The sequence below is a fragment of the Paenibacillus sp. B2(2019) genome (genome assembly GCF_008370385.1).
In the GTDB taxonomy this organism is placed as follows: domain Bacteria; phylum Bacillota; class Bacilli; order Paenibacillales; family Paenibacillaceae; genus Paenibacillus_AQ.
Genome location: NZ_VTZR01000002.1, coordinates 648,067 through 665,091, shown reverse-complemented (window position 1 = coordinate 665,091; position 17,025 = coordinate 648,067). Strand labels below are relative to the sequence as shown.

The window sequence follows — 17,025 nt, the reverse complement described above, 5'->3', positions numbered from 1 at the left end:
TTATGGAACGCGTAGTTATTACAGGTATGGGCTTAATCTCGCCACTTGGAAATACAATAGAACAATTCTGGGATCGTCTAGTTTCTGGTGAGTCGGGTATTTCCCCAATCACTTCATTTGATACCTCTAACTTTAAGACAAAGATCGCGGGAATCGTGCATGATTTCGATGCGGAGGCCAGATTTGGCCGTAAAGAAGCACGCAGAATGGATAGATTTAGTCAGTTCGCCCTGGCAGCCGCTGAAGATGCCTGGACACATTCCGGTCTACAGCTTGATAAGATTGACAAGGAACGTCTCGGAGTTTATGTAGGATCAGGCGTTGGTGGAATTCAAACCTTGATGGAACAAGGGAATGTGTTAAAGGGCCGCGGACCAGATCGGGTCAGCCCCACTTTAATTCCCATGATGATCTCTAATATGGCTGCGGCGATGATCAGCATTAAATTAGGAGCCTTAGGTCCTACAATGTCTCCAGTAACTGCCTGCTCTATTGGAAATACGGCAATCGGTGAAGCCTTCCGGTTGATCCGTTATGGAGGTGCCGACATCGTAATTGCTGGTGGATCAGAAGCAGCCATTACTGAAATCTCTTTAGCCAGTTTCGGCAATGCCACCTCCTTATCCACTCGAAATGAGGACCCGATTAAGGCGAGTCGGCCTTTTGACGGGGAACGTGACGGATTTGTTATCGGTGAAGGTGGCGGAATAGTTATTCTGGAGTCACTTTCTCATGCACAGCGTAGAAACGCCAAGATTCACGGAGAGGTTATCGGTTATGGTGCCAGCTCTGATGCCTATCATATGGTCGCCACCCATCCAGAAGGAATTGGTGCTTATCAAGCGATGAAGCTGGCCCTGAATGAAGCTAATCTCCAGCCCGAAGAGGTGGATGTAATTAGTGCTCATGCCACAAGTACGGTTGTAGGTGACCGCTCCGAGACCCTTGCGATAAAGAAGTTATTCGGTGATCAGGCCTACCAGATTCCCGTAACCGCTAATAAGTCCATGACTGGACACGCCTTAGGGGCGGCCGGTGGCCTAGAAGCCATTGCCCTAATTAAGAGCATTCAAGAAGGAATCATCCCACCTACCATTAATCAGGAGGTCAAAGATTCCATCTGTGATTTAGATTATGTCCCGAACATTGCGCGAAAATCTGATCTTACTATAGGCATGTCTAACTCCTTTGGTTTCGGTGGGCATAATGCTGTCATTGTGATTCGAAAGTTTGAAGATTGACCACTCATCCATAAAACGGGGTTCCAGCTTAGTCATTCTCAGGACTAAGTGGAACCCCGTTTCTACTGCCTATTTCAAAAAAAATCTATTATTCCATCGTTGATACGTGGCTCCCCCAGATAGAGATACCTTCCTTGGAAACCGCAGTAAACGTCATAACGTTACTAGCTGTTGCTTCATTCCACTCTTTCAGGAACACCCCTTTATAAGTAGAACCGTCAATGGTAAGCTCAGCAGTATGATCATCAATAAGCTTCCATTTCCCTTTTACTGCTCCTTTAATCTTACCGCTCTTAGTGAATTCAATCAGCTCCGACTGTACGATATCAGCCGTAATGTCTTTGTTATGGTTTACATATTTATATTCGCCTGAAATTTGCTCTTTTGTGTATTTCTCTATGCTCTCTCCGCCATAGCGGTGCGGGGCTACAACCGGCCAGCCCTCACTGTTCATAAACATCTGATGAACTCTTACCTCATGCTTTTCTCCACGATTTGGGAATCGTGTATGGAAGATCAGATAATACTTGCCATTCTCTTCATCATAAAACGCTGAGTTATGACCTGGTGATACATATCCTTCTCCACTCACTGGCAGCTCGTCATCCGTATTCAAGAATTCGAAATTCCCCATTAGCTTCACTCCATAAGGAGCATATGCTGGATCATCGAACAATACGGATGGCGATCCTTGTGCATTAATCATATCCTGACCCTCAGAATCTTCGAAAGGTCCATCAGGCGCCTTTGAACGAGCTACACGGATGTTATATCCACCGTCTGCAGCCAGACCACCGTAGGATAGGAACAGATAGTAGTAATCCGTTTCCGGACTGTACAGCATATATGGAGCTTCTATCCGAGCATGATTCGCACCCAGAAGCTTTTTGCCATAACCTTGATCTGGCATCGGGAAGCCTGTATTAGCATCTAGTTCCATAATAAAAATACCACCGGAGTAAGAGCCATAGACCATCCACAGCTTCCCTTCTTTATCAAAGAACACATCCGGATCTACTACATTCGGCTTTTGAGTGGCATCATATATTTCTCCATCATCACCCTTGCCCATCATACCTGACTTCAGAATGATTCCTTTATTCTTATAAGGTCCCTCAATATTGTCCGACACAGCTATGCCGAGTGCAGACAACGGGGAATCCCCTTTACAAGCATTGTAATACATATAGTATTTGCCATCCGCCAATTGGATAACATCGGGTGCCCATAAGGTATCCGTCTGTGCCCATTTTAATGCTTCAGCAAACTCCTCTTTGACATTAGGAATGAGTACGTTTCCTTCTACCACCCCAGAGGACAGCTGAGTCCAAGACATCAGATCATTTGATTTAGCAGATGCTAAATGAGAGCCGAACACATAGTATTTGTTATCTGCCATAATGATCGACGGATCATGTACAGATACATTTTTGAAGACAGGTTGCGCAGAGTCAGCTACGTTATTTGTGTTGCTGGAACTAGCTGAATTGTCATTGCACGCGGTTACTGCTAATAATGAAACGCTGATCATTGTAGTCATAATTGCTTTTCTCATCGTTACACCTCCTATGTATGCCTTTTCATTTTGAAACGAAAACAAACAATAGTCAATCCTTTTATTTAATTAAGTTCGTTTTAATTCATATTTGTTTAAATAATAGTAAACATTCATACACATAAAAAAAACGCCAAGCCATCGAAATGGCCTGACGTTTCCTTTTATATTTTCCGTAAAATAATCTGTTTAATTAGCGCCTTCTTGTACCAAAACTGGCTCTGGATAAGCATTCTTAAGCACACGTTGTCTGTTCTTAACAACTGCCGGCGGTTCCACCTTAGGAGCCATCGGATGCATTAGCCAAGACTTCACCATATGGGTATCCGAAACCTTATACATTGGAGGCTCTTTCTCCATATCGATTTGCATAGCGTAAGTGCTACGTAGTGCGAAAGCATCGCCCTTAGGCGGTTTGATCAAATCTGGAGGAGTACCAGGGATTGCTGTTAGCAAAGATCCTTTGCTCTCTAGACTTGGCATGGAAGCTAGCAAGCCCCAAGTGTATGGGTGTCTTGGATCGTAGAAGATCTCTTCCGCTGTTCCCATTTCAACAATTTGTCCGGCATACATTACAGCTACACGATCTGCCATTCTTGCTACAACCCCGAGATCATGGGTGATAAAAATAATAGCCGTATCAATCTTCTTTTGCAATTCCTTCATCAAATCAAGGATTTGTGCTTGGATGGTTACGTCGAGCGCAGTAGTCGGCTCATCCGCAATCAGAAGCTTAGGGTTCGCAGCAAGTGCCATTGCAATAACAACACGTTGACGCATACCACCACTGAATTCATGTGGATATTGATTGAAGCGACGTTCTGGAGAAGGAATACCTACAAGATTGAGAAGCTCAATCCCACGTTTATTCGCATCAGCCTTGGAGATGTTCTCATGTTTAAGCAGCACTTCAGTAATTTGTCTGCCGACCTTCATCATTGGGTTCAGAGAGGTCATCGGATCTTGGAAGATCATACCGATCTCTTTACCGCGGATTTTCTGCATCTGCTTCTCTGTCTTGCCAATCAAATCTTGTCCATCGAACAGAATCTGTCCGCGTTTATATTCTCCTGGTGGTGTAGGAACTAGCTTCATAACCGCTTGTGAGGTTACACTTTTACCGGAACCTGACTCCCCAACAATCGCTAGAGTTTCACCTTTATCTACATGGAAGCTAACACCACGGATCGCTTGTACCTCTCCGCCGTGTGTTTTGAATGATATCGCTAAGTCTTTTACCTCTAAAAGGCGCTCCATCTTGTCACCCTCTCATTTCCTCGTCAATTATGATAATGATTCTCAGCATGTTGTAAGCAATAAGTATTATTTTATCTAGTTTTAAGGGTTCTAGTCAAGATTTTTCTGAAAAAAATACGGCTAACCTCACACTTTAGTACTAGATCTAATTATTGCGTGCTCAATAGTTGCGATAGCTCCTCTTTAAAATACGCAAATAGAGAATAAGGAAGAACTACTAGGTACTGCTAAATACAATAAATGGTATGGAAGGAATACTGCCATGATTCTAAAGCCCACTATCAAAATATACACGAATAATACAACCAAAGCAAAAGTTACATGGTCATGTACTTCAGTAAGCAATGCTATTTGTGCATAAATGATCATGAAACAAACGTAGTATCGACAGCGGCTACAGCAAACTTACGGTATCAATATGTACACTCAGCCGTTCAAATATAAGAATTCTCCCCTACTGTTGCTCAGTCTCCCTATCTGTCATGTTGTAGTTGTGTCAAAAATGTGTTAATTCATGAACCGCTTCCAGCCCTCAAGCAGATTATCATGCGCCCACTCAAGGTGACCTTGGCTATCGTACTTACGCGAATAACACTCGATGAAGTAAATTAAGTCGATATATAAGTCGTAGAGTTTTTTACGGGCATGTTCGTTTGGGCTGTCGAAGCTATTCCCGTAACCTCTGCAGAAATGCTCTGAATTCTCAATATAGCGGAAATAATATTCCATAAGTGGATCGCCCCAAAGTGCCCGTTCCCAATCAATCAATGCAACAATGCGGCCCTCTCGCACAAACACATTGCCTTCCCATAAATCCCAATGTATTAGACGAGGCTCAACGACTACGTCCATAACATGTAAGTGACTTTTGATCTCTGCCTCAACAGTTTCTAACGGAATGGGCATTTCTACCTTTAAACGACGTGCATCTTCAAGCAGATTCATTATCAAATGCTTAAAAGTTTCCCGCCATGAAGTTCCTTTTACTGGTGTGGACGCACTAAATAATCCGAAACGCTCACCAGGAATTTCATTAATTAAACGGGAATAACGACCTAACTCTTCCTCAATACTTATTCTCTGCTGCGAGCTTAGCGCTTCCTTAATTTCATTATAGGGCTGGCCAACTATTTTCTCCATGAAAAAAAACTCACTTGAAATCATTTCTTTACTGTTATCATAAGCGTATACCTCAGGCACAGGTACTGTCCCTTTAGACTTCATCAGTCGCATCGCCGCAACCTCTACAGACATAATATCATGCTCGTAACTAAGGGTATCTGCTTCAGCTGACGGTGCTATCTTAAGAATCATGTCTCTTCCATCTGATAATAAAAGGTCATATGCTGCGTTAAAATAGCCACCTGTCAGTTCAGTACTTCGCTGAATGCTCACATGGCTTCCAAAAGTAGCACCTACCAAATCATTCTGTTGCTCTGTCGTTAATTTTGTTTTAGTAAAGCTCTCCAAGATCTCACCACCATAATGAAATAAGTATCAAAGGATAAACAATCCTTCTCCATTTGATTGAAAATTGTTAAAATTAGAACAAACGAGTCTCATTAGCCTGCTTTTCATGAAAGAGAGGAAACGATTAACATGATTATTAAACCTAGAACACGCGGCTTTATCTGTACTACCGCACATCCGCAAGGTTGCGCTCGTCAAGTAGAGCGGCAAATCGAATATATCCAGACACAACCCGAGATCAAAGGACCACGCAAGGTGCTTGTCATTGGCGCCTCTACAGGATATGGCCTCGCCTCACGGATTACAGCCGCCTTTGGGGCTGGAGCCAGCACAGTAGGCGTCTACCGCCAGAGCAGCAGCAATGGAGCCCGTACAGCCTCTGCTGGATGGTACAATTCAGCAGCCTTTGAGGAACTTGCAGAGAAAGCTGGACTTCAATCCTACAGCGTAACCGGTGATGCCTTCTCCAAGGAAACTAAGGATAGAACCATACAGCTGATTCGCAGTGAATTGGGACAAGTTGATCTAGTCATCTACAGCGTTGCTTCAGCCCGTCGAACAGATCCTGTGACGGGTGAAGTTTATAACTCCGTAATTAAACCTATAGGAGATACCTACACGAATAAAACCGTAAACTTTCACACGGGTGAAGTCAGTCAAATTTCTATTGAGCCCGCTACAGACAAAGAAATCGATGATACCATTCGAGTGATGGGTGGTGACGATTGGCAGCTTTGGATTGAAGCTCTCCATCAAGCCGGAGCTTTGGCCGATCATGCCACCACCATCGCATTCTCATATATCGGGCCGGAAATCACCCAGTCTGTATATCGTAAGGGAACGATTGGACGCGCAAAAGATCATCTAGAATTAACAGCACACACTCTTAACGATGAACTATCTAGTATAGACGGTCGAGCCTATGTAGCAGTTACGAAAGGACTGGTCACACAGTCTAGCTCAGCAATTCCTGTCGTCCCCCTGTACACTTCTGCGCTATACAAAGTCATGAAAGAGAAAGGACTTCATGAGGGTTGTATTGAGCAAACCTATCGGTTGTTTGCAGATCGTCTTTATGCGATCGAAGGGACTTCTGTGGACGAAGAAGGACGTATCCGAATCGATGACTGGGAGATGTCCCCGGATGTACAGGATCAAGTGACTCAAATCTGGGATAAACTCACGACAGACAATATCTATGAATTGACAGATCTGGAAAGCTACAAACAGGAGTTTTTCCAGTTATTCGGATTTGAGACTGAGGGTGTAGATTATGAAGCTGAGACTGATCCAGACGTAACGATTACCAATCAGCGGTAAACAATACATTATGTTGCGGACTATCTTCTAGCAGATGTTAGTGGTTGCTCAAGTGCATACAATTCTTCTTCAATGGAAATCATCTTTTGCTCAATCACTTTACGGGCATCTGCCAGTGCCTGATTATAAATATAAGGTGAGAGTTCTTTGAGCATAAAATCAAGAAGATTCTCACTTGCTAATTGGCCAATTTCGCTAGACAGCTCCGTTTCAAAATAATCCTGAATGCTGGATGTAATTTGTAGTTTGTGTTCTCTCTGTATTTTTATCGGCTGCATGATCGTCCTCCAATTTGTATGGTTTAAAATTCAGATTATTAATACAGGAAAAATGACGTGCTTGCGCACGTCATTTCTTATATCTATACCCTTTAATCTAAACCCACCACATTTCTGCTAGTGGCTCCTCAATCAATACTTGTTGAAGATTACTTACAGCTTTGGAGAAGCCCTCTTCAACAGACATCAATCCATCTTCATGCTCAATACTGACCACATAATCATATCCTACTAAACGAAGAGCGCTCATAATATCAGCCCAAGTCTTAAGATCATGTCCAAAGCCAACCGAACGGAACTGCCATGCACGGTCAAGCATTTTGGTATAGGATTGCATATCAGTTAAGCCATGCATATTGACATTGACTGGATCAATAACTGTATCTTTAGCGTGGAAGTGATGGATTGCGCCTTGGCGGCCTAAAATATGAATTGCCTGCACTGGATCAATTCCTTGCCACCACATATGGCTCGGATCAAGGTTAGCTCCGATTACTTCACCCGCAGCTTCTCTCAACCGCAGTAGAGTAGCAGGTGTGTGAACGGAGAATCCGCCGTGCAGCTCAAGACCAACCTTCACATCATGCTCTGCGGCAAAGGCTCCCCATTCAGTCCAGTAAGGAATCACTTTATTTTCCCATTGCCAATCCAGAATTTCTTGATAATCATTTGGCCATGGAGCTACCGGCCAGTTCGGATACTTGGCACCCTCATGATCACCTGGACAGCCAGAGAACGTATTAACGACTGGAACTCCTAGCTTCTGCGCCAATTTGACCGAGTTCACAAAGTCCTCATGATCCTTCTGGGCAAGCTCTTTTTGTGGGTGTAGGGGATTTCCGTGACAGCTCAATGCACTGATCGTCAATCCACGGGATTCTACAGCATGTTTGAATTCTTTCAATGCTGTCTCATTCTCGAGAAGCATCTTAGGATCACAATGGCTGTTACCAGGATTCCCTCCTGTACCAATCTCTACCGCCTTTAGTCCTTTGGACGCTACATAATCAAGAGCATCCTCCAGCTTTCGACCCCCAAACAAGACCATAAATACTCCAAGTTTCATTGTAAGTCACCTCTTTTGCAAATAGTTTACTTACCTTCACCATACATATCGAAGTCTTTTACTACTTGATTCTTCTCAGCAGATTCAAAAATAGCTTCAATCAAATTCTGAACACGCATTACTTCGGCATTCTTAACGATTGGCTCAGCTGTTCCCTCAATAACGGCTGCGAAATTGTCATAGAAGCTAGAGCCTAGCTCCGCAGGTTGAGGTAAAGCTTCTGTAATCGTAGCCCCTTCTGAAGGAGGCGCCATAGTTTTGGTTAATCCAACACCAGCACGTATAGGCTTAGGCTCGATCTTTTCACCTTCATTGTTTCTGGTTACTAAACGTCCAGTTAAAGACCAATCTTCGATAATACCCGTTCCTTCAATACCCTTAACATACCATCTAGGCAGCGTAATAAAGTTAGTTGTCCCAACCTCAACGATAGCTTTAATTCCATTCTCAAATTGCAGGATGGCTTCAAAGCCATCATCTACATCATTGCCTAGAATAAAGCTCAGACTGCTGCTCACACTGATGACTTTGCTATCGATCATAAATAAGAGCTGATCTAATAAATGAACGCCCCAATCTAGCAGCATTCCTCCACCTTGTGCCTTGACATGGCGCCAGTCTCCTGGAATACCATTCGCTCCGTGTACGCGAGATTCAAGCTGGAACAAAGAACCGATGGTCTCTTGATCGTACATTTTTTTGATGGTTAAGAAATCCTCATCCCAACGTCTGTTCTGATGTACCATGAACACACGTCCTGCTGCATCCGCAGCAGCCAGCATATCTTGAAGCTCTTCCTTGGACATAGCGACTGGCTTCTCACAAATAACATGTTTGCCAGCTTGTAGCGCACGTATAGCGATTTCTTTGTGTACATCGTTTGGTGTCGCAATAAGAACAATCTCAACTGCAGGATCTGCTAATACTTCTTCATAACTTTCATATACCTTGTAACCAGCATTGATGGAGTCCGCACGACGTGCTTCAAGCAAGTCGTATGTCCCTACCACTTCTAGGGAGTTAGTCTCCTTAATTAATTTCGCGTGATAACTTCCCATTCCACCAAAGCCAACGATGACTACGGAATGTATCTTTGAGCTCATGACTTCCTCTCCTACTTCCCTATTAATTATCTGATGTGCCGTCAAAATACACAGCGCGACCTGTACGTGAAGATTCATAAATAGCTTCCAAGATTTGAGTAACAACGAGGGCCTGCTCAGGTTTAACTACAGGTTCCTTGTCTTCTCTAACCGCCTCAAGCCACAAGCGAGCTTCACGATCAGATTCATTTTCCTGTCCTCCATCAAAGAACGCTACTCCACCAGCAGACAAGTCTACTTTGGTCTCATACAGACGTCCACCACGGTCACCGTTTAGGCGCAGACCATCCTTCATATCTGCACCACCTTCTGTACCTGCAAGAAGCGTCTGAGCTTCTCGATACTCAGATACATTTAGTGCCCAGCTGGATTCAAGTACAATTGTAGCACCATTTTCCATGGTAATAAATCCAAAAGCTGAATCTTCTACCTTAAATTGCTCAGGATCCCAAGGACCAAAGGCATTTCCAGCGTTCTTTCGGTTACTCAGCTTATGGAAAGACGAGCCCATAACACTGCGTGGTTTATAATTATCCATCATCCATAAAGTAAGATCAAGTGCATGCGTACCGATATCGATCAGTGGGCCGCCGCCTTGCTTTTCTTCATCCAGGAACACGCCCCAAGTAGGAACCGCACGACGACGAAGGGCAATTGCTTTTGCATAATAGATATCACCTAGTTCGCCGTTTTCGCAGAGTGCTTTAAGGTATTCACTATCCGAACGATAACGGTTCTGGTAAGCGACAGACAACTTCATCCCCGTACGCTTCGCAGCATCCAACATTTCTTGTGCTTGGGCAGTGGTTTTAGCCATTGGTTTCTCGCACATTACATGGTTACCTGCTTCCAATGCAGCAATAGTAATCACGGAGTGACTGTCATTTGGTGTACATACATGAACAATATCAAATCCGCCAGCTTTCAAAAGCTCAGTGTAATCTGTATAAACAGCAGCGCCTTCAGCGCCATAAGTCTGAGCAGCTTTCTGTGCACGCTCTTCTATGATATCGCAGAAAGCTACCATTTCAGCATCCTTCTGACGTGACAAACTTGGCATATGTTTCCCATTTGCGATACCACCGCAACCTACAATAGCAATTCTCAACTTATTAGACATTAACTTTTCCTCCTTGATTTGCGTATGCTTTTACCCATTTCAAACTATCTTCTACACTTTCTAATGGTGAACGACTGCAGAAATCCTGCTCTACTACCGCCCACTCCACATTTGCCTGTACAGCTGCATTTAAAATTGCAGTAAGGTTCACTTCACCTTCACCTAGTACAACAGTTTCTGGAGAGCCGTCTTCTTTTTTCTTCAAATCCTTCAGATGGATGATCGGCAGTCGACCTGCGTATTTATTGATATATTCAACTGGATCATAGCCTGCATGATGTACCCAGCAAGTATCCATTTCCACTTGTAACAGGTCAGCCGGCACCTCTTCAAACAATCCATCAAAAGCAGTACGGTCACTATCACCATATTTATCTGTTAACTCGAAATCATGATTGTGATACAGAAGAACTGCTCCGCCCACTTTGCACTTTTCTCCAATAACCTTCAGATTCGCGGCAACCTCTTCATAGTTACGTTGTTCTTCTGACAAATAAGGAACAATCAAATTTGGATTTCCAATCTCAAGATTGTAAGAGATCTCTGCTTCTGTATCATTCAACAATGCGTCATATGGACGATGTGCGCCGAGCGCAACCAGTCCAAGCTCATTTAGCAATTGTTTGACTTCTGCTGCGGTGCGGCCGAAATAGTGGAAAAACTCTACGCCTTTATATCCAAGGGCTGCTACCTTACGCAGTGTTCCTTCAAAATCCTGTTCCAATTCTTCTCTAAGCGTGTACAATTGCAGACCTATCTTCAGCATTTTCTAATCACTCCAATGGGTTTAGGGTTAGCTTACTAATTCAATTAAACTTCTTTCTGCTGCTCGTCCCCAAAGAGATCAACAGCAGCAATCACTTGAACATTAATGCTGTTGCAGAATTGACTAATCTGATTCCCATTAGTTTCCTTCAACTACCATTCTTGTTTGCATAGCTAATATCGACTCCGTATAGCGTGGATGGTCGATTTCTTTCTTTATTGCTTAGGTACATAGTAATATGAAAGCGTATATAATAAAATGAATAATATGATTAAAACATGAACAATCTGATTATCATTTCTAGACATCAAGGAGGACACATGAATCAATCAACTACCTGTCACGTTTTATCTGCTGGATTTTCCTTTCACCGCAAACCTTTTCATATGTCACATAGCCATGGAAATCAGAACTATTTAATTCGTCTGCAAACTGAGGGCCGAAGCCGAGCAATGATCGACGGTGTGATGACTCCAGTGGAGAGCGGCGATATCATGCTGTTTGCTCCTAATGATCCTTACTATTTAATCATTGATAAGGAAGAGTATCCTGTAGGTAAGCCGCGGATTGAAAGCGGAGATTATCATATTTTTTGTGAAGGAACTTGGATTGTTGAATGGTGGGAACGTGCTCAGAGACCCTCACTCTTAAGTGTGCCACTTAGTGAGAATTTCCTCGGCTTATTTCGTCAGCTGATTCTTGAGCACAGACGTCTTTCCGATTTCTCACCAGCGATATCTGCCTGTTATCTGCAAATCCTGTGTATGGAAATCGACAGACTCATTACAGATCAGCCAGCGATTACGCCTAAAGGCTATCTAGCTTACCGAATGAAGCAATATGTTGAGGAGCATGCAACCTTACCTTTTCTGTTGGAGGATGTTGCCGCACATGTAGATATTTCCGTCTCCCGTGCCGTTCATTTATTTAAGGAGGCCTTCGGGACCAGTATTATCAAATATGTAAATGATGTCCGGCTAGAGATGGCAAGAGAACGAATAACCTTCAGCCCGATGCCGCTGGAGCAAGTAGCAGAAACCTGCGGTTTCGCGAACTATACTTATTTTCACCGTGTATTCCGAAGTCGTTTCGGCATGTCCCCTAGACAGTACCGTGTACACAGCAGAACTCAAGTATAATATAGAGGTGAATTGCTTCAACAAGCAAAAACGCCTACAGCGTCCCTAAAGGACGGTAAGCGTTTTTGCGAGAAATATATGTATAATGTATTGTGTGAAACGTAAACTTTCTTATATTTTGAAAATAGGGCTGTCCCTGTAGTAGATAAACTACTACGAGGATAACCCTCGCTTCTATATTCAAACAATAGTCATGTTAATGAGATGATTATTCTTTTTCAGCTGAAATAATCAGGAACATCGGTCTGCGATCCTCGTCCTTCATCCACGGATCATCGCTCATTTCATCAGAAGGCTTAGGCTCCTTAACTGCTTTGATAGCAAACCCGGCTCCAATCAAGTCATTGAAGTAGGTTGAAATTGTACGATGATATTTAATCACATTTTCTGTTAAGAAGGTCGTTTCACGCAATCCCTCAGACTGATAATGATCTACAGGCCAATGAAGACGATTGCCTTGGTCATCCACATACCAATCCTGTTCATTTCGAGAAGTAAAGATGGGATGCTCCACTGAAAATATAAAGCTGCCGCCTGGCTTAAGGTAAGTATGAACCTTGCGACAGATAGCTTCAAAAGACTTTACATAATGCAAGGCCAATGAACTGATGACCACATCAAATTGTTCGCTCGCAAATTCAATATCCTCAATCGGCATCTGGATATAAGAAATAGCTGGATCGTCTGTTTTTTCACGCGCTTCTTGAAGCATTTTTTCAGAGATATCTACGCCAACGACTGAGCTTGCCTGCTGCTCGCGTGCATATAGACAATGCCAGCCAAATCCGCAGCCTAAATCAAGAACACTTTTATTATGTAAGTCTGGGATCAGAGGTTGTAATACATGCCATTCTCCAGCTGCTTCAAGCCCACCAATGGAACGAGGCATTTGTTTATAGGCTGAGAAGAAATTCGTATCGTCGTATTTATTTTGTTTCATCAGTTATATATCTCCTATCCATAATGTCTTCCATCAGTATATTCTTAGTGACACATTATTTTCAAATCGCCAAATAAAAAGGAGCATCATCTTGGAAGATCCGCTCCTTGTGTTTGTTCTTATTCAATTGCTGTTGTTTGCTCGGCGTTAACCGTACATGCTGTGAAATGGCGCTATAATCCCCATTGGATCTGCGACTTTGAGCTGCGCACCAGATACCTGAGCGCTCTGCCTTTAACAAGGCTTTTTGAGTCTTGGTTCGTGCCATGTGGCACCACTCTCCTATTCATTGATGAACTATCAGACAACTACAGTTTAACATAATACAGACTATGAGCGCAGCCAGAATTCCGTTACAATGAGATCACTGCTAGTTTTCTAACTTATCTAAATAGATTCGGAGGTTTTTAGTGATGAAATACGATGTTTTGTACGAGGGTGCTTTTGCAATGTTGAAGGTATATTTGGACCCCGGCGAAAGCGTTAAAGCTGAGATGGGCGCAATGGTTGCCATGTCTCCTAACGTAGAGTTAAAAGGAACCGCTGATGGAGGCGTAATGCGGGGTCTGGGAAGAATGCTGAGCGGTGAAAAGTTCTTCTTCCAGGAACTCAGAGCTATCCGTGGTCAAAGTGAGGTCCTACTGTCTCCTGGATCATTAGGTGATATCCAAGCTATCGAATTAGATGGTTCCTATAAGCTGTTAGTTCAAAAGGACGGATTCTTAGCCGGAACGGAAGGCATTCAAGTAAATACCAAAATGCAAAATTTAACACGCGGACTTTTCTCTGGTGAAGGCTTCTTCATTGTAGAAATCAGCGGCAGAGGAACAGTATTCCTGTCCTCCTTCGGAGCGATCCACGCCATTAATTTAGCACCTGGTGAAGAGATGATTATCGACAATGGACATCTCGTCGCCTGGCCAGATTATATGGACTATAAGGTAGAAAAAGCAGCCTCGGGTTGGCTGAACAGTTTAACCAGTGGTGAAGCGCTTGTCTGCCGATTCCGCGGAGAAGGTGTAATCCTCGTTCAGAGCCGTAACCCTGGGAGCTTCGGAACGTGGATTAAATCCTTCGTACCCACTCGAAGCTAAGAAAAATGACATAGGCTTTCCCATAAGTAGGATTTCCTTTAACTGTTTAAAAGGCAATGTAGCGCTTCTCCGGTTTTCAAGAAGCGCTGCTTTGCGTGCAAATTAAGGAATATCTCCCTATAATTCAAAGATTTCTGCGCATTTGACTACTAATTAGGGAAATCCTCCCTATAATTCAACTGATTTGTTGTGAAATATAGATTTTTCGCCGATTTACAGGGAGGATTTCCCCATTTCCATTCACATCGGCCAATTATCAGTTATTTAGAGGGAGTTTTTCCCTAATTCCTTTCCGAAAAAGAAGCTGCCCCCTAAGTAGTACTTACTACTTCTGAGACAGCTTCTTCTTTTAGGTAGAAAGCGGCTTAAGAAACCGCTTTGTTTGCTTTTTCTTTTTTGCAGCCAGTTCGTTTACATGTGTCATAAGTACCCTTGAAATCTAGGCGGTGATCCGTGACGTTAAAGCCATATTCACGTTCCACTCTTTTCTCCAGCTCCACTAGCCAGTCATCCTTAATTTCCTCCAACCTGCCACACACGCTGCATATCAAATGATGATGCATGTGAGAATGATCATTCCCGCGCAGATCGTAACGGGCGACTCCATCTCCGAAGTTCATCTTTTCTACAATGTGAAGCTCGCATAAGAGCTCAAGTGTACGGTATACCGTTGCCAGCCCTAAATGCGGATAACTGTTCTTAACAAGCATATATACTTCTTCTACGCTGAGATGATCTTTCTCATTGTCGAGCAATATGTTCACTATGGCCTCACGCTGGGGCGTTAATTTATATTTTTGCGCCGCAAAAAGCTGACTGATATTTGAAATTTGATCCATTTGATCTCCTACCTTCCCGGAATGATTTAACATCCGTATCCACTGAGACGCACCCATTTATGCATCAAAATATTAAACGTAAATAGTAATCGTTACGATATAATCATATCAAAAATAATCACGAATGAATAGAGCCTGACATCATTATAACATTTTCGCTCTCTTATCCAAAGTTCTTTCACCCAATCCTGCCTATTTTTCTACCAAAATCTACTTTTTCGTGAAATAATTTAGGTTTGACCGCAACCTTTCCATATTTTTCTGCGTTTAAGAATTTGATAGCGGCCACGAGGCCCATCCATACAACGAGGTGAAATAACCATGAATATGAAAAAAAGAACGTTAGCCGCGATTACAACCGTTACGATTCTCTCCTTCTCTTTGGGTGGCCAAATATTTGCAGCCGGAAATACCTTTAAGGATATTGATAATATAAACGGCAAAGAAAAAATTATTTCTTTAAAAAATCAAGGCTTGATCAAAGGGGTTAGTGAATCCCAATTCTTGCCCAGCTCCAAAGTAACAACAGCACAAGGGATCCAGTTCATATCGGGTGGTGTCCAGCTTAGTCTCGCGGCTATTGATTTCAACAAAGCTCCCGTTGCTAGTGGCTTGTTCACGAAAGTCAAGGATAAAGCTTGGTACGCTGAAGCCTTTATCAATGCGTATTACAATCATGTCGAGCTTCCTAAGGATATTGATCCAACCAAAACAATGACCAAAGAAGAGTTCACCAATTATCTAGTGCAAGGGGTCGAAGGCATTGGGAATCTGCCAATGATCAATATAGTGCCCGTAGATATCGCTGACGATGCTGCGCTGAATCCTTCTTATCAAGGCAGCATTCAACGTTCTCTTAAATACAAGATAAATAGTTTAGACGCCAATGGGAAGTTTAATCCAAAAAGTGAAATCACTCGCGCCGAAGCTGCGATTATGCTCTATAATGCTTTGGAATTCCTGAAGACCGGTATTAAATCCTAACCTTGAAGCGACGCACCACTAACATTGAATGGTAAACAAGAAAAAGCAGCCCAGGTATAGTCCTGAACTGCTTTTTTTGCGTCTTGATCTTCTTCTATACTTCTTCTCCACTAATTCTGTTCAGAAATTGCAGAGCACGAGGATGCTGCGGATGCTCAAGAACTTCTTGTGGAGTCCCTTGCTCTAGAATATGGCCTCCATCCATCAGAATGATCCGGTCAGCCACATCCGCAGCAAATTTCATCTCATGGGTCACTATCACCATAGTCATTCCCTCTGCCGCTAACTGTTTAATAACCTTAAGCACTTCCCCCACCAACTCAGGATCAAGCGCAGAGGTAGGCTCATCGAACAACAGCACCTCTGGATCTACTGCCATGGCACGAGCGATAGCTACCCGTTGCTGCTGGCCACCAGACAGTTGGTGCGGATAAGCATCCGCTTTGTCCGCCAAGCCAACTTTAGTTAACAACTGAAGGCCACGTTCGCGTGCTTCGTCCTTGGATCGTTTCTGAACCGTCACCTGCCCCTCCATCACGTTGCCTAGTGCAGTCATATGCGGAAAAAGATTATAGGACTGAAAGACCATCCCTGTTTTTTGGCGTAATGCCAAAATGGACTTCTGGGGGATTTTCTTGTTATCCGTGAAATTAATTTTAATATCACTGAGCGATAAGCTTCCTTGATCAGGGACTTCAAGCAGATTAAAGCAGCGTAAGAGCGTTGTTTTGCCTGAACCCGATGGGCCAATAATGACCAGTACCTTGCCATGTTCCATTTCGAGATCAATGCCCTTTAATACCTGCAGCTCACCGAAGGATTTATGCAAATTAAGTATTTCAATCATGATTAT

General features: G+C 43.2%; 17 protein-coding genes. 5 read left to right on the top strand and 12 right to left on the bottom strand.

Going from position 1 to position 17,025, the window contains the following annotated elements:
* Nucleotides 1–2 precede the first annotated feature (2 nt).
* A complete protein-coding gene (gene fabF, locus PAENI_RS03380; RefSeq protein WP_149644240.1) occupies nucleotides 3–1,241 on the top strand; it encodes a beta-ketoacyl-ACP synthase II in 1,239 nt (412 codons plus the stop codon).
* Between the two features lie 88 nt (nucleotides 1,242–1,329).
* Here fabF and abnB read toward each other — a convergent pair whose 3' ends face one another.
* The 3 genes from abnB to PAENI_RS03365 all read right to left on the bottom strand — a co-directional run bounded on the left by abnB (nucleotide 1,330) and on the right by PAENI_RS03365 (nucleotide 5,523).
* The gene (gene abnB / locus PAENI_RS03375; protein ID WP_149644239.1) at nucleotides 1,330–2,796 is read right to left on the bottom strand and encodes an arabinan endo-1,5-alpha-L-arabinosidase AbnB; all 1,467 of its coding nucleotides are present in this window, start codon (nucleotides 2,794–2,796) and stop codon (nucleotides 1,330–1,332) included.
* Between the two features lie 189 nt (nucleotides 2,797–2,985).
* Nucleotides 2,986–4,053 carry an ABC transporter ATP-binding protein gene (locus PAENI_RS03370; RefSeq protein ID WP_042187548.1) on the bottom strand — a complete coding sequence of 356 codons (1,068 nt, stop codon included), beginning with the start codon at nucleotides 4,051–4,053 and terminating at the stop codon, nucleotides 2,986–2,988.
* Nucleotides 4,054–4,560: 507 nt separating this feature from the next.
* Complete coding sequence (locus PAENI_RS03365) at nucleotides 4,561–5,523, bottom strand: phosphotransferase family protein (protein WP_149644238.1); 963 nt, start codon at nucleotides 5,521–5,523, stop codon at nucleotides 4,561–4,563.
* Between the two features lie 129 nt (nucleotides 5,524–5,652).
* Between PAENI_RS03365 and fabV the strand changes: the two genes are divergently transcribed.
* Nucleotides 5,653–6,843, top strand: a complete 1,191-nt coding sequence (gene fabV, locus PAENI_RS03360; RefSeq protein WP_149644237.1) for an enoyl-ACP reductase FabV — start codon at nucleotides 5,653–5,655, stop codon at nucleotides 6,841–6,843.
* A 20-nt stretch (nucleotides 6,844–6,863) separates the two neighbouring features.
* On the opposite strand, the gene PAENI_RS03355 is transcribed toward fabV, so the two are convergent.
* The 5 genes from PAENI_RS03355 to PAENI_RS03335 form a co-directional block, all read right to left on the bottom strand.
* The gene (locus PAENI_RS03355; protein WP_042187544.1) at nucleotides 6,864–7,121 is read right to left on the bottom strand and encodes a DUF2164 domain-containing protein; all 258 of its coding nucleotides are present in this window, start codon (nucleotides 7,119–7,121) and stop codon (nucleotides 6,864–6,866) included.
* A 97-nt stretch (nucleotides 7,122–7,218) separates the two neighbouring features.
* Nucleotides 7,219–8,187 (bottom strand): sugar phosphate isomerase/epimerase family protein, encoded by a 969-nt coding sequence (locus PAENI_RS03350; protein ID WP_042187542.1) that lies wholly within the window; start codon nucleotides 8,185–8,187, stop codon nucleotides 7,219–7,221.
* A 26-nt stretch (nucleotides 8,188–8,213) separates the two neighbouring features.
* Entirely contained in the window at nucleotides 8,214–9,290 is a 1,077-nt protein-coding gene (locus PAENI_RS03345) for a Gfo/Idh/MocA family protein (protein WP_076282850.1), read from the bottom strand.
* A 22-nt stretch (nucleotides 9,291–9,312) separates the two neighbouring features.
* Entirely contained in the window at nucleotides 9,313–10,410 is a 1,098-nt protein-coding gene (locus PAENI_RS03340; RefSeq protein ID WP_042187538.1) for a Gfo/Idh/MocA family protein, read from the bottom strand.
* Entirely contained in the window at nucleotides 10,403–11,176 is a 774-nt protein-coding gene (locus PAENI_RS03335; protein WP_149644236.1) for a sugar phosphate isomerase/epimerase family protein, read from the bottom strand. Before PAENI_RS03335 ends, PAENI_RS03340 begins: the two co-directional genes overlap by 8 nt.
* Before the next feature lie 320 nt (nucleotides 11,177–11,496).
* On the opposite strand from PAENI_RS03335, the gene PAENI_RS03330 reads away from it, so the two are divergent.
* The gene (locus PAENI_RS03330) at nucleotides 11,497–12,315 is read left to right on the top strand and encodes an AraC family transcriptional regulator (RefSeq protein ID WP_042187534.1); all 819 of its coding nucleotides are present in this window, start codon (nucleotides 11,497–11,499) and stop codon (nucleotides 12,313–12,315) included.
* 208 nt (nucleotides 12,316–12,523) lie between these two features.
* Here PAENI_RS03330 and PAENI_RS03325 read toward each other — a convergent pair whose 3' ends face one another.
* Both PAENI_RS03325 and PAENI_RS03320 read right to left on the bottom strand, forming a co-directional pair.
* Nucleotides 12,524–13,255 (bottom strand): class I SAM-dependent methyltransferase, encoded by a 732-nt coding sequence (locus PAENI_RS03325; protein WP_076282853.1) that lies wholly within the window; start codon nucleotides 13,253–13,255, stop codon nucleotides 12,524–12,526.
* Nucleotides 13,256–13,316: 61 nt separating this feature from the next.
* Nucleotides 13,317–13,523 carry a hypothetical protein gene (locus tag PAENI_RS03320; protein WP_076282856.1) on the bottom strand — a complete coding sequence of 69 codons (207 nt, stop codon included), beginning with the start codon at nucleotides 13,521–13,523 and terminating at the stop codon, nucleotides 13,317–13,319.
* Nucleotides 13,524–13,668: 145 nt separating this feature from the next.
* Here PAENI_RS03320 and PAENI_RS03315 point away from each other — a divergent pair, with 145 nt between their 5' ends.
* A complete protein-coding gene (locus PAENI_RS03315; RefSeq protein WP_042187527.1) occupies nucleotides 13,669–14,349 on the top strand; it encodes a TIGR00266 family protein in 681 nt (226 codons plus the stop codon).
* Between the two features lie 365 nt (nucleotides 14,350–14,714).
* On the opposite strand, the gene PAENI_RS03310 is transcribed toward PAENI_RS03315, so the two are convergent.
* Nucleotides 14,715–15,188 (bottom strand): Fur family transcriptional regulator, encoded by a 474-nt coding sequence (locus PAENI_RS03310; RefSeq protein WP_042187525.1) that lies wholly within the window; start codon nucleotides 15,186–15,188, stop codon nucleotides 14,715–14,717.
* Nucleotides 15,189–15,509: 321 nt separating this feature from the next.
* On the opposite strand from PAENI_RS03310, the gene PAENI_RS03305 reads away from it, so the two are divergent.
* A complete protein-coding gene (locus PAENI_RS03305) occupies nucleotides 15,510–16,172 on the top strand; it encodes an S-layer homology domain-containing protein (protein WP_149644235.1) in 663 nt (220 codons plus the stop codon).
* A gap of 94 nt (nucleotides 16,173–16,266) precedes the next feature.
* Here PAENI_RS03305 and PAENI_RS03300 read toward each other — a convergent pair whose 3' ends face one another.
* Complete coding sequence (locus tag PAENI_RS03300) at nucleotides 16,267–17,019, bottom strand: amino acid ABC transporter ATP-binding protein (protein WP_149644234.1); 753 nt, start codon at nucleotides 17,017–17,019, stop codon at nucleotides 16,267–16,269.
* Nucleotides 17,020–17,025 lie beyond the last annotated feature (6 nt).

Excerpts from the sequence above, each read along its gene's own strand:
- fabF (WP_149644240.1), top strand. The coding sequence starts at position 3 with ATGGAACGCGTAGTTATTACAGGTATGGGCTTAATCTCGCCACTTGGA.
- abnB (WP_149644239.1), bottom strand. The coding sequence starts at position 2,796 with ATGAGAAAAGCAATTATGACTACAATGATCAGCGTTTCATTATTAGCA.
- PAENI_RS03370 (WP_042187548.1), bottom strand. The coding sequence starts at position 4,053 with ATGGAGCGCCTTTTAGAGGTAAAAGACTTAGCGATATCATTCAAAACA.
- fabV (WP_149644237.1), top strand. The coding sequence starts at position 5,653 with ATGATTATTAAACCTAGAACACGCGGCTTTATCTGTACTACCGCACAT.
- PAENI_RS03355 (WP_042187544.1), bottom strand. The coding sequence starts at position 7,121 with ATGCAGCCGATAAAAATACAGAGAGAACACAAACTACAAATTACATCC.
- PAENI_RS03350 (WP_042187542.1), bottom strand. The coding sequence starts at position 8,187 with ATGAAACTTGGAGTATTTATGGTCTTGTTTGGGGGTCGAAAGCTGGAG.
- PAENI_RS03345 (WP_076282850.1), bottom strand. The coding sequence starts at position 9,290 with ATGAGCTCAAAGATACATTCCGTAGTCATCGTTGGCTTTGGTGGAATG.
- PAENI_RS03340 (WP_042187538.1), bottom strand. The coding sequence starts at position 10,410 with ATGTCTAATAAGTTGAGAATTGCTATTGTAGGTTGCGGTGGTATCGCA.
- PAENI_RS03335 (WP_149644236.1), bottom strand. The coding sequence starts at position 11,176 with ATGCTGAAGATAGGTCTGCAATTGTACACGCTTAGAGAAGAATTGGAA.
- PAENI_RS03330 (WP_042187534.1), top strand. The coding sequence starts at position 11,497 with ATGAATCAATCAACTACCTGTCACGTTTTATCTGCTGGATTTTCCTTT.
- PAENI_RS03325 (WP_076282853.1), bottom strand. The coding sequence starts at position 13,255 with ATGAAACAAAATAAATACGACGATACGAATTTCTTCTCAGCCTATAAA.
- PAENI_RS03320 (WP_076282856.1), bottom strand. The coding sequence starts at position 13,523 with ATGGCACGAACCAAGACTCAAAAAGCCTTGTTAAAGGCAGAGCGCTCA.
- PAENI_RS03315 (WP_042187527.1), top strand. The coding sequence starts at position 13,669 with ATGAAATACGATGTTTTGTACGAGGGTGCTTTTGCAATGTTGAAGGTA.
- PAENI_RS03310 (WP_042187525.1), bottom strand. The coding sequence starts at position 15,188 with ATGGATCAAATTTCAAATATCAGTCAGCTTTTTGCGGCGCAAAAATAT.
- PAENI_RS03305 (WP_149644235.1), top strand. The coding sequence starts at position 15,510 with ATGAATATGAAAAAAAGAACGTTAGCCGCGATTACAACCGTTACGATT.
- PAENI_RS03300 (WP_149644234.1), bottom strand. The coding sequence starts at position 17,019 with ATGATTGAAATACTTAATTTGCATAAATCCTTCGGTGAGCTGCAGGTA.